This window comes from Pseudomonas sp. GL_117, assembly GCF_057835125.1.
The window spans coordinates 1,338,285-1,353,207 of sequence record NZ_CM174418.1; the positions used below are offsets into that span (position 1 = coordinate 1,338,285).

At 52.9% G+C, this 14,923-nt stretch carries 11 protein-coding genes and 1 pseudogene; all 12 read left to right on the forward strand.

Annotation, left to right across the window (positions count from 1 at the left end; all coding sequences use genetic code 11):
* Positions 1–19 precede the first annotated feature (19 nt).
* The 12 genes and pseudogenes from AC3ISR_RS05860 (at position 20) to AC3ISR_RS05915 (ending at position 14,865) form a co-directional block, all read left to right on the forward strand.
* Positions 20–2,434, forward strand: coding sequence for a S8 family peptidase (locus AC3ISR_RS05860; protein ID WP_489324600.1), 2,415 nt, complete (start codon positions 20–22; stop codon positions 2,432–2,434).
* 431 nt (positions 2,435–2,865) lie between these two features.
* Positions 2,866–4,572 (forward strand): type II secretion system ATPase GspE, encoded by a 1,707-nt coding sequence (gene gspE, locus AC3ISR_RS05865; RefSeq protein WP_489324601.1) that lies wholly within the window; start codon positions 2,866–2,868, stop codon positions 4,570–4,572.
* 2 nt (positions 4,573–4,574) lie between these two features.
* The gene (locus AC3ISR_RS05870) at positions 4,575–5,786 is read left to right on the forward strand and encodes a type II secretion system F family protein (RefSeq protein WP_489324602.1); all 1,212 of its coding nucleotides are present in this window, start codon (positions 4,575–4,577) and stop codon (positions 5,784–5,786) included.
* Positions 5,787–5,802: 16 nt separating this feature from the next.
* The gene (gspG, locus tag AC3ISR_RS05875) at positions 5,803–6,225 is read left to right on the forward strand and encodes a type II secretion system major pseudopilin GspG (RefSeq protein ID WP_489324831.1); all 423 of its coding nucleotides are present in this window, start codon (positions 5,803–5,805) and stop codon (positions 6,223–6,225) included.
* Between the two features lie 23 nt (positions 6,226–6,248).
* On the forward strand, positions 6,249–6,683 hold the full coding sequence (locus tag AC3ISR_RS05880) for a GspH/FimT family pseudopilin (protein WP_489324603.1): 435 nt from the start codon (positions 6,249–6,251) through the stop codon (positions 6,681–6,683).
* Positions 6,680–7,066: a type II secretion system protein gene (locus AC3ISR_RS05885; protein WP_489324604.1), complete on the forward strand. Its 387-nt coding sequence runs from the start codon at positions 6,680–6,682 to the stop codon at positions 7,064–7,066. Before AC3ISR_RS05880 ends, AC3ISR_RS05885 begins: the two co-directional genes overlap by 4 nt.
* Positions 7,063–7,683 carry a prepilin-type N-terminal cleavage/methylation domain-containing protein gene (locus AC3ISR_RS05890; protein ID WP_489324605.1) on the forward strand — a complete coding sequence of 207 codons (621 nt, stop codon included), beginning with the start codon at positions 7,063–7,065 and terminating at the stop codon, positions 7,681–7,683. The genes AC3ISR_RS05885 and AC3ISR_RS05890 overlap by 4 nt, the downstream gene beginning before the upstream one ends.
* Positions 7,680–8,396, forward strand: coding sequence for a hypothetical protein (locus AC3ISR_RS05895; protein WP_489324606.1), 717 nt, complete (start codon positions 7,680–7,682; stop codon positions 8,394–8,396). Before AC3ISR_RS05890 ends, AC3ISR_RS05895 begins: the two co-directional genes overlap by 4 nt.
* 110 nt (positions 8,397–8,506) lie before the next feature.
* A complete protein-coding gene (pilM, locus tag AC3ISR_RS05900; RefSeq protein ID WP_489324607.1) occupies positions 8,507–9,478 on the forward strand; it encodes a pilus assembly protein PilM in 972 nt (323 codons plus the stop codon).
* The gene (gene gspM / locus AC3ISR_RS05905; protein WP_489324608.1) at positions 9,468–10,070 is read left to right on the forward strand and encodes a type II secretion system protein GspM; all 603 of its coding nucleotides are present in this window, start codon (positions 9,468–9,470) and stop codon (positions 10,068–10,070) included. Before pilM ends, gspM begins: the two co-directional genes overlap by 11 nt.
* Positions 10,071–10,634: 564 nt before the next feature.
* Positions 10,635–12,863 carry a type II secretion system secretin GspD gene (gene gspD, locus AC3ISR_RS05910; protein ID WP_489324832.1) on the forward strand — a complete coding sequence of 743 codons (2,229 nt, stop codon included), beginning with the start codon at positions 10,635–10,637 and terminating at the stop codon, positions 12,861–12,863.
* An 893-nt stretch (positions 12,864–13,756) separates the two neighbouring features.
* Positions 13,757–14,865, forward strand: a pseudogene (locus tag AC3ISR_RS05915) (DDE-type integrase/transposase/recombinase).
* Positions 14,866–14,923 lie beyond the last annotated feature (58 nt).

Here is a 14,923-nt window from a genome sequence, read left to right on the forward strand (position 1 = left end):
TGCTATCAAGGACGATGAATTGGCAACTTACAAGCATCTGAGTTTTGAGCGCGAAAACCTGAACAATCGTCGTCGGACGAAAAATCCCCCTAAGTTCACCAAACGTGATGACTTGCGGGGGCATGGCCAGAAGCTTAATGGCTATTTTGCGACGGCAGCGGGTGTTGCTGAAAAGCAGCACAAGTCTGCTGAAAACTCCCCCTTTGTATTCAAGTTGCAGTACGACGGCGCGATGACTTTTGAGAATCTCCAGAAGCATGGCCTGGAATTCATCAGTCAGGAGGGCAAGCAGGTTTGCGTGGTGTTCGCGACCGAGGCCGGCCTAGCCATCTTTCAAGACCACCTGAACAAGTTGGGCGTGCTCGGGCAGAATGTTAGCTACAAGCAGATTCTGGAAGCCATCGAGGGTATCGATGCGTGGTCCGCTGAGGACCGCAAAAGCTGGGCCTTACGTCATATTGGCCTTCCAGACTCTGAAATATTCACACTGGACGTCGAACTCTGGCCACACCACGTCACCAATCATCCGGCACGCATTCGCCTTTGCGCCGCATTCGAAAAGTGGCTGGCGGACAACGGCATCAAGACCATCCACAAGCTCAACTTCGACAGTTTGGTGATGTACCGCGTCGAGGTGAGCGATGCTCAAGCACAAGGGCTGCTCAACCATAGCGACGTGCGCATGGTCGACCTCATTCCCCAGACTGGCATCTCTTACCCGCAGTTGAACCGCGACATTGCTCAGATCCCTGCAAATATTCCACGCCCGGCCGACAATGCGGCGCGTGTGTGCATCCTGGACAGCGGTATCAACACCAACCATCCGTTGCTTCGATCGGCCATTGCAGAAAGTGAGTCATTCGTGGCGGGTCAGGACGCATTCGATGAGGCAGGCCATGGGACAGCCGTCGCTGGCATTGCGCTTTATGGCGACGTGGAAGCCTGTGATCGAAGCAATTTTTGGAATCCGCAAATCTGGCTTTACAACGGTAAGGTCATGCGCAAATGCCCAGATACCCACAATGCTATTTATGACGAGCACTCGGTAGAAGCGACTCTGACAGAAGCCGTTGAGCACTTTGTGGGACTGGGCTGCCGCATCTTCAATTTATCCTTGGGAAACACCAACGCTCCTTACGATGGTACACACATTCGTGGTCTGGCCTACATCCTCGATGTGCTTGCGCGTAAGCACAACGTGCTGTTCGTCGTTTCAACCGGCAACTTCATGGGCTCTGAGGACCCGGCCGTACCCTTGAATAGCTGGAGAGAAGAGTATCCGGAATACCTTCTGCACGAACGAAGTGTCATCATTGACCCGGCACCTGCGTTAAATGTGCTCACCGTTGGCAGCATTTCCCGCCACGACGCCACTTTCGACAGTCAGCGTCACCCCGAAATCCATCAGCTGTCTCCAGCATCGGAGAATCAACCCTCACCGTTCACCCGTCATGGCCCGTCGGTGAAAGGGGCTCTAAAGCCGGAGTTAGTCGCTCATGGTGGCAACCTGGCGTGTCCGGTGCATTACAACAATCAGCAGTGGAAGACCGACATGCGCGGTCTGGGCGTGCTGACGATGAACTATCAGTTCCAAGGCAATACGCTGTTCAAGGAACTCAGTGGTACCAGTTTCTCTGCGCCTTACATCACTCACTTGGCAGGGCGTCTGCTGAATGAATACCCGGAGGCTTCAGCCAATCTTCTGCGAGCCATGCTCGTGAACCATGCCTCCCTGTCGAGCGAGGTGGAGAGCACTTTCTCGGAGGAGATGCGCAAGGGCTACAAAGCCAATAAAGCGACTTACAACCGCGAGATTTCCCGCGATGTGGGTGGATACGGCCAGGTGAGTGAAAGTGACTTGTTCCGATCCTCGGATCAATGCGTTGTATTGATGTGCGAAGAGAGCATCGAGAAGGATGCGTGCCAGTTTTATGAACTGCCTCTTCCTGCTACCTACCTGCGCAAGACGCGGGGTCTGAGGGAGTTGTGCGTCACGCTGGCCTACTCGCCGGCAGTGCGTACCACTCGCCTGGATTATCTTGCGACCCAGATCAGTTTCCGTTTGGTCAAAGGGGCTTCACTGGACGAGGTGCAGGCCTACTTCAACAAGGACAAGCAGGAGGAAAATGAAACACGTAGGGACGACGCCGAGCCGAACCGGGATATCTCCGCTCAACTGAGAAGTCGCGGTACGGTGCAGTCATCCAAGTGGACTTTCAAGCAACGCAATCCTGCTGAGAAATGGTTTGTCGTCGTGGTTCGTCAAGATCGGGAGTGGAATCACCCGGACGTCTTGGACAAAGAGCCCTACTCGCTAGTGGTGACAGTAGCTGACCGCGATAACGAACGGGCTCAGTTGTATACAGAGATCCAAGCCCAGCTTGAACTGCAGCTCCAGGCGCGAGAAGAGGCCAGACAGCGGGCGGCAGTTTAGTCGGTTCAAGCGCATAACTTCATGAGCCGCTTTCTGTTGGGACCGGACCTCGGGAAGGAGGGCCAGTGATTGCTTCACGACACTGGCGTTTCATCCTGGTCGTCGCTCGGTAGGCCGATCTCCGAAACTAAAGCCGGGACGATTTCTGTTTGCCACCCGCCCAGGCACAATTCCCGGCCCACCTATCCGATCAAGTGAAGGCTGGAAAGCCCTGCCAAATTGCCGATCGGGCGGGAGCCGCCAAGTTACCTAGTACACAGATCTCCTCGGGAAAGCATGTCGTTATCTCGACAAGCGATGCGGATGGCTTCGTAGGGAGGTTTGGAGTGCCTATGCTGGAAGAATGATACGAGCATCATTAGTTGCCTAACTTAGGTATGTCTGTTAGGTGGGGGGGGGCACATAACGTTATGTCAGAAAGAGATTAGCCATTGACACCTGATAAATTAAAAATAACTCACGATAAAACTATCATAAGAACGCTTTTAGCTAAGGGAATTCTGAGGCCCTCTGACGCAGAGCGAGTCCAAACGGCGCAGGCGAATGACCTCAATCAAAGTGTTTCAGAGCTGTTGCTGCGCTTTGGCATGGTCTCTGAGCAGGACCTCGCCGTCACGTGGTCTACCGTTTGTGGTATTCCAGTAGTTTTTTCAGCGGAGCTTTCAGAACTAGCTGATCGTCCCCCTGCTATACCTGCACGGTTCTTGAAGCTGCATCGCATGGTGCCTGTAGAATGGGATGACGCAGAGGTTCACCTCCTGGTAGCCGATCCATCGGAGGTGTCCGCGGTGAAAGCTCTGGAATACGCCACTGAACGTAAAGCTCGATGCTCGGTGGGGCTCCCGAGCGAAATCGAGCTACTGGTCGAGCAGTTCTACGGCCAAGGACGATCAATGATGGGGACGCTCACTGAAAGTCTGGTTCAAGCCGATGATCGTGAAGACGATATAGAACACCTCAAGGACATGGCCTCAGAAGCTCCGGTAATTCGCTTGGTTAATCTGGTGATCCAGCGGGCAGTCGAGCTACGCGCGTCCGATATCCATATTGAGCCATTTGAGGATATCCTGAAGGTCAGGTATCGGGTTGATGGGGTGCTACACGAGTCGGAAGCACCGCCGTCAAGCTCCTCGGCTGCGGTTATTTCTAGAGTCAAGATCATGGCCAAATTGGACATCGCTGAGCGCCGGCTGCCTCAGGATGGACGGATCATGTTGCGCATTCAGGGGAAGGATCTAGATTTGCGCGTCTCAACGATGCCTACAAGCTTTGGTGAGTCGGTGGTTATGCGGCTTCTTGATAGGCAGACCGTTTCGCTTGATTTTCCGAGCCTTGGCTTTGACGGTGATCGCCTGCAGCGATTTTTAGATGTGTTGGAACGGCCGCACGGCATTGTTCTGGTCACAGGCCCTACCGGCTCGGGTAAGACCACGACTCTTTATGCGGCTCTATCAAGGCTCAACAAACCCGAGCGCAAGATAATCACGGTGGAAGACCCGGTTGAGTATCAGATCACCGGGATAAATCAGACACAGGTCAAACCCGCCATCGGTCTGGATTTTGCGGGTGCTTTGCGTTCAATCGTGCGTCAGGACCCAGACGTGATCATGATCGGGGAGATGCGCGACCTTGAGACCTGCCGGATCGCCATTCAATCATCGTTGACCGGCCACCTGGTTTTATCGACCTTGCACACTAACAGTGCTTCTGCGAGCATCACCCGGTTGTTGGATATGGGAGTGGAACCCTATCTCATCGCATCCACCGTTAATGCAATCTTGGCACAACGATTGGTGCGTCGGCTGGTACCAGAGGTATGTGAGCCCTTCGAACCCTCTGCCGAATTCATAGCACTTTACGGTTTGGACCGACTTACCGCTGTAAGGCCTATCCAACTGTGGCGACCTCGCGAGGGTGTGCCGGACAGCCTTGCCTACAGTGGTCGAAATGCAATCACCGAGCTGCTGGTTCTAAGCGATCCTCTGCGCGCTTTGTTGACTGAACGAGTAAGCGCTACGGTGCTTGAGCAGGCTGCGCGCGAGGAGGGCTTGCGCACACTCTTTGAGGATGGTTTGAGACAAGCCTTGATGGGCCTCACTACGTTTGAAGAAGTGATGCGAGTGACACGCGGAGAGTGATGATGACCCAGTACAGATACAGGGCACTTGATGCTGCCGGCCGACGGGAACAAGGAGAAGTCGAAGCAGCCACTCAGGAAGCTGCGACAGTCATGTTGCAAGCGCGTGGCCTGATAATTATGGAGGTCTCCTCTGCTCAAACCGCGTCGGGATTTGGACTCCGGGGCCTGTTCAAGCGTGGTCCTCTAAACAGTCGACAACTTGTCCAGTTCACTCACCAACTGTCCACGCTGCTTGGCGCCAGCCAACCGCTGGACAAGAGCCTGTCTATTTTGCAAAGCCAACCAAGTAACTTGCCTGGTGGTGAACTCGTTACACGCGTCAGGAATCGAGTGAAGGACGGTCGAGCACTGTCGCTTGCCCTTTCGGAAGAAAAAGGACAGTTCACACCGCTTTATCTGAGCATGGTTAAGGCGGGCGAAGCGGGGGGCGGCTTAGGTGATACGCTCAAGCAATTAGCCCTTTACCTGGAGCGGGCTCATGCGCTCAAGGGAGAGGTCACCAACGCGCTTATATATCCGGCGTTTCTGCTGATCGGTGTGTTGAGTTCTTTGGTGTTGCTGATGGCTTATGTGGTGCCGCAGTTCATCCCGATATTCGACGGGCTGGGGGTTCCGGTCCCCATCATCACTCAGTTAGTGCTGCAAATGGGTCAGTTCTTGGGTGACTTCGGGCTTTATTTGCTAATTGGTTTTATTGTATTAGGGATGCTTGGAGCTCGCCGATTTCGCGTCCCTGCGGCACGACTTAGATGGGATCGCCGTATGCTGCGCTCCGGCGGCCTGGGTCCTCTGGTGCAGATGCTCGAAACGGCTCGACTGGCGCGAACCTTGGGGACGCTTCTAAGCCAAGGGGTGCCGCTTTTGACTACGCTTGGTATTGCTCGCCTAGTCTGCAACAACCGCGCGGTGCAATCTGCCATCGAACACGCCGGCATCCAAGTCAAAAATGGCGGCACCTTGTCGATCGCTTTGGCGTCTCAGAAAGTGCTACCTGACCTAGCGCTGCAGATGATCGAGGTCGGGGAGGAATCAGGACAGCTTGATGAGATGTTGCTCAAGGTTGCGGAGGTTTTCGATACAGAGGCAAAGCGCAGCATCGACCGTTTGCTCGCTGCATTGGTCCCCTGTCTTACATTGGTCATGGCTGCCTTGGTGGCCTTCATCATGCTCGCCATCATGCTCCCGCTGATGAGTCTTACGAGCAACATCTAATTTGGATTTGAACATCATGCGAAAAACATTCTCCTCGCCCCGTCACCATCGTGGTTTTACCTTGCTGGAGATGCTGGCAGTCATCGTGCTGCTAGGCATCGTTGCGACAATTGTGGTACGCCAGGTTGGTGGCAACGTGGAGAAAGGCAAGTACGGTGCGGGTAAGGCACAGATGGCCAGCCTGTCGATGAAAATCGAAAGTTACGCCATGGATGTCGGTTCCCCACCCAAGAGCCTTGCCGATCTGATCAACACGCCAGCGACAGCCAAAAACTGGTCCGGTCCTTATGCCAAACCGAGTGACCTGCAAGACCCATTCGGCAATCCCTTCGCTTACCGCGCACCCGGCGAACATGGACCTTTTGACCTGATCTTTCTGGGGCGAGACGGTCAGCCTGGCGGGGAAGGGTACAACGCGGATCTTGGCAACTGGGAGTAACCACGGTGGCGCGCAGGCGTGGAATGCAAGGCTTTACTTTGTTGGAAATGCTTGCCGTGATGCTGATAATGGTCGTCGGCATGAGCTTGTTGGCCTTGAGCATAAACCATGGTTCGTCGGCATCCAGAGATCGGCAGGCGGGGCGCGACCTGACCTTGGCGTTGCGCACCGCTCGTTCATTGGCAATATCTGAAGGTCGAGCAGCGTACGTTCGTCTGGATGTTGTCAATAAGAGTTTTGAGGTTTCAGGGGCGCGTGCGCAATACCTTCCCTCCGGCATCAACATGCGAGTCACTTCAGCAGCGGGCATCCTGTCAAATGAGGCCGTTTTTACTTTCTATCCAGACGGTGCATCCAGTGGCGGCAATGTCTATCTGGAACGTGGTGGCCGTAAATGGCGTATTGACGTGGCTTGGCTTACAGGCGTGGCGGTCTGGCGTGAGCTCTCCCCCTTATGAATGGGCGTCTATCTCCCCGCGCGCGCCAAAACGGTTTCACATTGCTGGAGCTTTTGGCCGCGGTGTCGCTGCTGGCGATCGGCTTTTTCATTGTGTTCAATGCGATGGGCTCGGCGACTAAGTCATTGCTAAAAAATGACGAAGCCACCTACTTGGCTCTCACAGCCAGATCGATTTTTGATGGGCATGCGCGCGGAGCAGTAAAGGTCGGCCAGTGGCAAGGTAATGAAAGTGGTGTGCGCTGGAAACTTGTCAGCACGGTAATGCGCAGTACTGATAGAGTGAAAGTCTACAAGCTGGAACTGATTCTTAAAGACGCCATACGCGAAGAGCGCTTTACTACACTGCGTGCACAAGCTAGCAGCGGCGGGCAGACGCCATGAAAGCACACAGTAAAGGCTTCACTCTACTTGAAATGCTCTTGGCTATGACCCTCATCGGTATCATGCTTGTATTGGTCGGTTCAGCCTTGACTAGTAGTCGCCACACGCTCGAGATGTCCAACCTTTATGCTTCGAGGCTAAACGAGGTACGTGCTGCGCAGGAATTTTTACGCCAGGCATTGCAGCAAGCGATAGCCCTCGATAGTGACGCGAATCGGAAAGGCAAAGTGCTCATCGGCGCGAATCAGACTATTGAGTTTATCGCGCCGTTGCCCAACTCCCTTAATGGGGGCTTAAAGATCCATTCTCTAAGATTGACTGATGATGGTTCAGGCGCCCATGACCTGATGTTAACGTTTGCCCCCACCGATGTCTCTGATACCCAGTCCTGGGGAGAGCCTCAATATCTGCTCCATCATGTAGAAAGTTTGCGCCTGGGTTATCGGGGGATGGACAACAATCAGCATCCCACAGATTGGAGACCGGATTGGCCCTGGCATGACAGGCTTCCCAACTACGTCCGTATTGAGCTGAATATCGAGGGGCCCATACGTTGGCCTGTCCTGACGGTTGCTCTGCGCTCGAACCTCGACACTGAATCATGGGTAGCACAATGACTCGTGAACGTGGAGCGGCCTTGTTGATAGTCCTGTGGGCGCTGGCATTTTTGGCGGTGCTGATGGGCGGTGTGGTTGCCGTAGTGCGTCTTGAGAGTCAGCAGAGCCGTCGTGCGCTTGACCGCAGTCATGCTTTGATCAGTGCTGAGGCTGGCTTGGCATTGGCCGTCGAGGGGCTGCTTGAACCTGGGGCCTATCCATTGATAGCGGACGGTCGAGATCACGAGGCGCTTCTTGATGGCGTGAAAGTGGCTTTCTCGGTTCGTAGCGAACGTGGCAAAATGGACATTAACTTTGCTGATACTCAAGCCGTTTCGCGATTGCTGCTTTATCTGGGGGCAACCCGCGCGCAGACCGTGCAACTCAGCGAACAGTTAAGACGCTTTCGCGCGACCGGTCGTTTTGTAAAATTCCTTGAACAAGTGCAGGCGTTTGACGGCATGGATTCCGAGCTTTATCAGAAGTTAGAACCTAACATCACACTATGGACGGGATTGACTCAACCTGACCCGGCTTTTGCTACGCCCGATATTCGAGCAGCTTTGAGGCTGCCAAACCAGCTAATCATTTCCAAATATCCAGGTTCAGTCGTTTCTGTAAGTGCTCGCGGGCAATTGCCAAATGGCTTCATTGCTAGCCTGCACGTCACGCTTTATCTCGACTACGCAGGGGGAGGCGCTCCACTTTACCGCGTGCTCCGTTGGCAGGAATGAGGAAGGCGACGGTTGTAAGCAAGCTCATTTTGCGCTTCGGACTGGGCCCTCTGCTGGACTACTGGCACGCCTCACCGTTGCCTTCGTTCATGCGTTGGTGGGGCGGTCAGTTGATCGGGTTTCTGCCTGAAAAATGGCAGCGGTGGGTAATAAGTGACAACGAAGTCCTGGTCTATTCGCGAGACGCGGGGTTATGGGACCACAATCTTACCAACGTAGAGTCCGGAGAAGTTCGCCGCTCAAACCTCTTAGCCAAGTATATTCTCGTCTTGGCTTCTGATGACGTGCTTACTCGACAGATCTTGCTACCACCGACGGCGGCTGCTGAATTGTCTGCCATCATGATGTACGAGGTGGATCGGTACATGCCGTTCACGGCTGATCAGGTATATCTGGACTTTGAGCGTCCCGTAATTCGTCCTGATAAAAGCCTGCAGGTGAATTTCGTCGTGATAGCTAGGCACCGCCTTCATGCCATGCTACGGACCCTATCCGATAAGGGGCTGAAGATAGCAGCAGTCGATATTCTGGACGGGGATGGCCGCCGACAGCGATTGGATTTGATCCCCGCCGATTGGCAGGCTGACAAGGCTGATCCAAGCCGGCGCGTCGGCAGAATTCTTGCAGCAATGAGTGTAAGTTTTATCCTGTTGGCCATGCATCTGTGGGTAATGGATCGTGAAAACAAATTGGACGCGATGCGCAGTGATGTTACGGAGTTGCGCCATCGGACCCAAGAAGTGCAGAGCCTTCGCCAGAGTTTGAGTGCTATCCAAGATGAAGGCCAGTATGTCTACGGGCGAAAAGCCCTAGCCCATTCGATGATTGGATTGTTGAGCGAACTCAGTCAATGCATTCCATCAAATGCCTGGCTAGAGCAGTTGAGCGTCAACCCGGCCGGCGACGTCAGCTTTGATGGTCAGAGTGATCAGGCGAGTGGCTTGATCTCTCAGATGAAAAGCTGTAATAGCCTGATTAATCCGGGATTTTCGGGAGTTATCCAGGCAGATACTTTAACTGGCAAGGATCGGTTCTCGGTGCTCGCTCACCTTAAGCGAGAGGACCAGCAGCGTGCTCCTTAATTTAAAACCGTTTGAGCAACGTTTGATTGCCGTTACCCTCACTATAGTAAGCTTGCTACTGGGGTATCTGTTGTTTGTACATTGGTGGTTCACTGCACCCTTGTCGGGCATTAATCAGGAAGCTCAGGTGCTCCGCGAGAACTATCAACATTACCAGGCGCTTTTAGCCCAGCGTGAGATTTTGGAGAAACAACTGGCAACTGTCCAGGCTCAGGATCAGGCCGACCAAACATTGCTGTCAGGCGCCGACAGCGGAGCGGCAGGAGCCCAACTGATGGGCCTTTTGGCTACTTATGTGCAATACAGTGCCGCCAATGGGCATGGATGCTCCATCTCAAGTCGTATGCCCGTCAACGGCAATACTGAAAACGGGTTTTCTGCGGTTAAGATAAATGTAAATCTAAGCTGTGAAGCTGAGCCACTCACGCGCTTGCTATACCGAATCGAAAACAGCCATCCAGTCCTGATTGTTGAGTCCATGAGCCTGCGGAAAATGGTTGCATCAACTGACGGCAGTCGCAGTCAGTTGAGCGTGCAGTTGCTCATCACTGGTTACCTACGGAACTCTCTCGTCTCTGAGGTACAACGGTGATGCTGGTTCGTCATAAAGGTAACCTAATATTAGCAATCGTGGTTTGTACTCTGATGGTCGTGTGCATAGCGCTTTGGCTACGTCGCACTCACAGTATCGTTTGGCCCGAACTCTCCAACTTGCCAACTTCCGAGTTTGCTGTATCGACTACTGGTCCTGTGACCACATTACCGTTAACCGAGTACGCCGCTATTTGGGAAAGGCCATTGTTCAACCCTTTACGCCTACCAGACCCGCTCGCCGCGCTTACCCCAATGATAGTTCCGAGTCTTGATGACATGGTGGTCACTGGAATCGCGGTGACGGGGGTAACGCGCTTGGTCTTGATCAAGCAAGGCGAAAACCGACTCAAGGTCAGGGAGGGGGATGTGTTACCCAACGGTTGGAAGGTAACCAGGATAAGCGAACGTCAGGTTCAACTCTCTTATGGTAGTAAAAATGAGACTCTATGGCTTTCTGGTACGAAGCCCAAATTCTGATCTAATGCCCGCGATATTTCTTTCACTCAAGACGATTTACTAAGGACAGTGCAACGTGGCTTATCGCTCTATCTCAATCTGTTTGATGATTGCTCTCGTGCTTCATGGGTGCGTTGCCCCTACACAACAAGAGCCAAGTGGCGAAGACACCTTGATACGTGAAGGTTTGGCCGGGATCGGCGCTGACCGCTCAGTAGCGGATACACCGATGTCGTCACCTGTTGTTACCTCTGTACGCGAGCACCAAACACCGCCGGAACGGCAGGTCATTCGCGGCAATCGCAGTTTCGTTGCGCCAGGAAAAGTTGCAGCAATCGCTCAGCCTAAACAGGTGGGGGCTGATGGCATCTCGCTCAATTTTACTAATCAGCCCATCCAGACTGTGGTCAATCTAATACTAGGCGACATTCTTAAGGAGGATTTCAGCATTGTTCAAGGCGTGACAGGTGAAGTGACTTTTTCCACATCCAAACCCGTTGCTCCAAGCGAGGCCCTTTCTATCTTGCAAACCCTGTTGTCGTGGACCAACAACGCCCTGATCCGTCAAGGCAGCCGCTTTGTTGTCCTGCCAGCTAACCAGGCAGTGGCTGGCCAGTTGGTGCCTCGTCTTACGATTGATCAGCCTCCGGGCGGCCTAACCGCGCGCATGTATATACTTGATTACCTCTCGGCAATTGAAATGCAAAAGTTGCTTAAGCCATTTGCACGTGAAAATGCGTTTTTGCTGATCGACGCCTCGCGCAATGTTCTGGTTATGGCCGGAACCCAGGAAGAGCTCAACAACTATCAAAGCACCATTGATACGTTTGACGTGAATTGGCTCAAAGGCATGTCCATCGGCGTGTTTGGGCTTAAGCGCGCAAGCGTGAGCGACCTGATGCCTGCGTTGGATCGCATGTTTGGAGCTCAAAGCGGTACTCCGATGGCGGGTATGCTGCGGTTTTTACCGATCGCGCGTACCAATGCCATCGTTGCGATTTCTGCGCAACCCGAGTACCTCAATGAAATAAGCCAATGGATCGATACCATTGATCAGGGCGGCGGCAACGAACCACAAATGTACGTATATGACGTGCGCAACCTGAAAGCCACCGACCTTGCGGGCTACCTACGTCAGATCTATAGCAGTGCACCCACCAGTGAGGTCCCCGCGGCTCGGGTCGCCCCCGGGCTGCGTACTATGACAATCTCATCCAACACTGGGTCCAACGGTGGATTAAATAGTGCTGCCTCGACCATCTCCGGCGAAGGTGGCCTGGGCAGTATGGTCTCGGGAAACAACCCAAGAGTAGAGTCGGGCAGTGATACCGTTACGCAGAATACAGATGGGGATACCTATGAGCCCACTATCCCTAGCGAGAATAACAATAGCAGCACCTCGGTTAGAATCACTGCTGAGAAAGCGACTAACCAACTGCTGGTGAGATGCCGACCTACCGAGTGGGAGGAGATTCATTCGGCGATTCAACGCCTGGACAGCCTACCCATGCAGGTACAGATCGAGACCAGGATCCTTGAGGTAAGTCTGACCGGAGCACTCAATTTGGGTGTGCAGTGGTACCTCGGTCACCTGGCCGGAAATTCGACGACGCCCGGTATTCAAAACGTTTCTGGAAGTCAGGGCGCCTTGGGCGCAGGTGGCGCTGCGCTTGGGAGAACCGACGCACTGTTTTACTCTTTTGTAAGCAATAATCTGCAGATTGCCATCCGTGCATTGGAAGCCAGTGGTAATACGCGCGTACTCTCCGCCCCATCTCTGGTTGTGATGAATAACCAGCAGGCACAGATTCAGGTGGGAGACAATATTCCCATCAATCAGACGACTATTAACACAGGCAGTTCTCTGGTCACCACCAGTTCAGTGCAATACATTCAGACGGGGGTCATCTTAGACGTAGTACCACGAATCAATCCGGGTGGTCTCGTATACATGGATGTGCAGCAGCAAGTGAGTGATGCGAGCGCCATTACCGACGCTAATGGCAATCCTACCATCTCAACGCGAGCGGTTTCTACCCAAGTTGCAGTGCAAAGCGGTGAGACTGTCCTTCTCGGGGGCCTGATCAAAGACAATCGTGTCGATAGTAACAGCAGCGTGCCCTATCTAGGAAAAGTCCCGGGGCTTGGTTGGCTCTTTGGCAGCACTAGTCGCAATCGAGGTCGCACGGAATTGATCGTTTTGATCACGCCTAAGGTTATCTCGGGTAGTAACCAGGCGAAGAAAATCACGGATGAGTACAGAGAGCAGTTGCAGCTAATGCAACCACATCCCCTGAAAAAAGAATTCACATATTCCCGAAATTTAAATCTATAAATTTTATCTTTTAGGTTTTTATGACTTTTCCAATAATTTCATATTACATCACGATCAGTAGTTTTAAAGTTTAGACCCTCTTAAATTACAGTTTGATTGTCTAAACCGCACCATTTTGTAGGCGCTTTGTTTGCTAATGGTACACTTGAGGTCCACGCCTGCTTTACAAATGCCCTGCAGTCAGACGATTAAAAATCATACTGAGGGCTTGCCCTCTGGAAACGTATTCCTTTTGCTTCGCCGGTTATCCACGGAGCTTTTGGAGGTCGTCGTGAGTCGCTGGCAATTGTCGAGGTTGGGAGTTAAAAAGGGAGAGCGAGCATGATGTGGTAACTTGCATCGTCAGACCAACAAGCTGGGCTTAGGATGTCTGGCTAGTATAACAGTCCAGGTATTCACAACTTAACCGACCAGGCGGCAAATGCCGATGCACTGACTAAAATCATGCTAATGAATAATGCAGTACTTTTCTCGGAAGTGAAATCGTTCACGGCCTAAAAGGCGGTGAGTAGTGCGGACTCATTATGGCTGATGCTAAGTGAGTGGCGCGTAGTGTTCGATGATTTCGGGAAGGTTTTGAGATTATTCAATCGATGGGTTGAGAAAACCTCATTTGCTTTGCCGGACGCTATTCATAGATGAATATGAAGTATTAATCTCTCTTGCCTCTAGTAAAAACGTAAGCGGTTGGCGAACACATCTTTACTTGTCCCTCACATCGATCCGCTTCCAACCGTTTTATAAGGCTCCCTCTAACTATGAGCTATGGGAAGGCCCGGGAGCGATGCGATCATTTGGTCAAAGGCCGCTACCGGATATCTTCCATCAATGTAGTGGTCTAATGAAACCGGACACCCATTTAGGCGAGGATGCTCGCCAGATCGAGATGTCTGATGACCAAACAACGCCGTTCCTTTTCTGCTGAATTCAAACGCGAGGCTGCCGACCTCGTGCTCAAGAAAAACTACAGCTACATCGAAGCCAGCCGTTCACTGGGTGTTGGCGAGTGAGCGTTGCGCCGCTGGGTTGACTAGGTTCAGAAAGAGCGCCAAGGCGTCAATCCTCAGAGCAGGGCGCCGAGCCCAGAGCAGCAGAAAACTCAGGAGGTGGAAGCCAGCATCACCCGGTTTGAGCGAGAAAAACCCATACTTAAAAAGGTTATTGCGCTCTTGATGTCGGAAGATCTCGAGCGTCTGCGTCGATTGATCGGTTGAGTGCCCGTGAGCCGATTGATTGGCTGTGCAAGCTGTTTGAGGTCACCCGCTCTTGCTTCTACGCCCAGCGCCTGCGGCGCCGGCCACTCGATGTTGAATGTCTTCGATTGCGTAGCCGAGTCAGTGAGCTGTTCGCGCAAAGTCGAAATGCTGTGGGCAGTCGCAGCATCCTTTCACTGATGCGTGAAGACGGTGAACAACTTGGTCGATTCAAAGTGCGCAGCTTGATGCGCGAGCTTGCTTTAGTGAGTAAACAACCCGGCTCACATTCATAGAAACGAGCCACAGTTGAACGACTCGATATCCCGAACATATTGAATCGCGAGTTCGATGGGTAATACCTGGCTGTAGTCCTGGATCTGTGTAAGCGTCGAATTGTGGGTTGGGCGCTATCGGAAAGGCAGACGCGGAACTGGTGATCAAGGCGCTTGATATGGCTTACGAGCAGCGTGGCAGGCCTTCGGGTCAGCTATTCCACTCGGACCAGGGATCGCAATATGCAAGCCGACTCATTCGCCAGCGATAGTGGCGATAGTGGCGATACCGCATGCGTCAGAGTATGAGTCGGCGAGGAAACTGATGGGAACGCACCGACGGAGCGCGTATTTCGCAGCTTGAAAACGGAATGGCTACCGACCTTGGGCTATCGAACTGCACGGGAAGCACAACTTGATATCAGCCATTTTTTTTTGCATCGCTGAACCTGTGTTAGACCGCATGAGTTCAACGATGGGCTGCCACCGGCTCAGGCCGAGAAAAAACTTAAAATCGTGTCCAGGATTAGTTGACCACTACAGGGGGCACGCAATCTTGGTGACGGAAAAAATCAACTGGTATTACAGATTT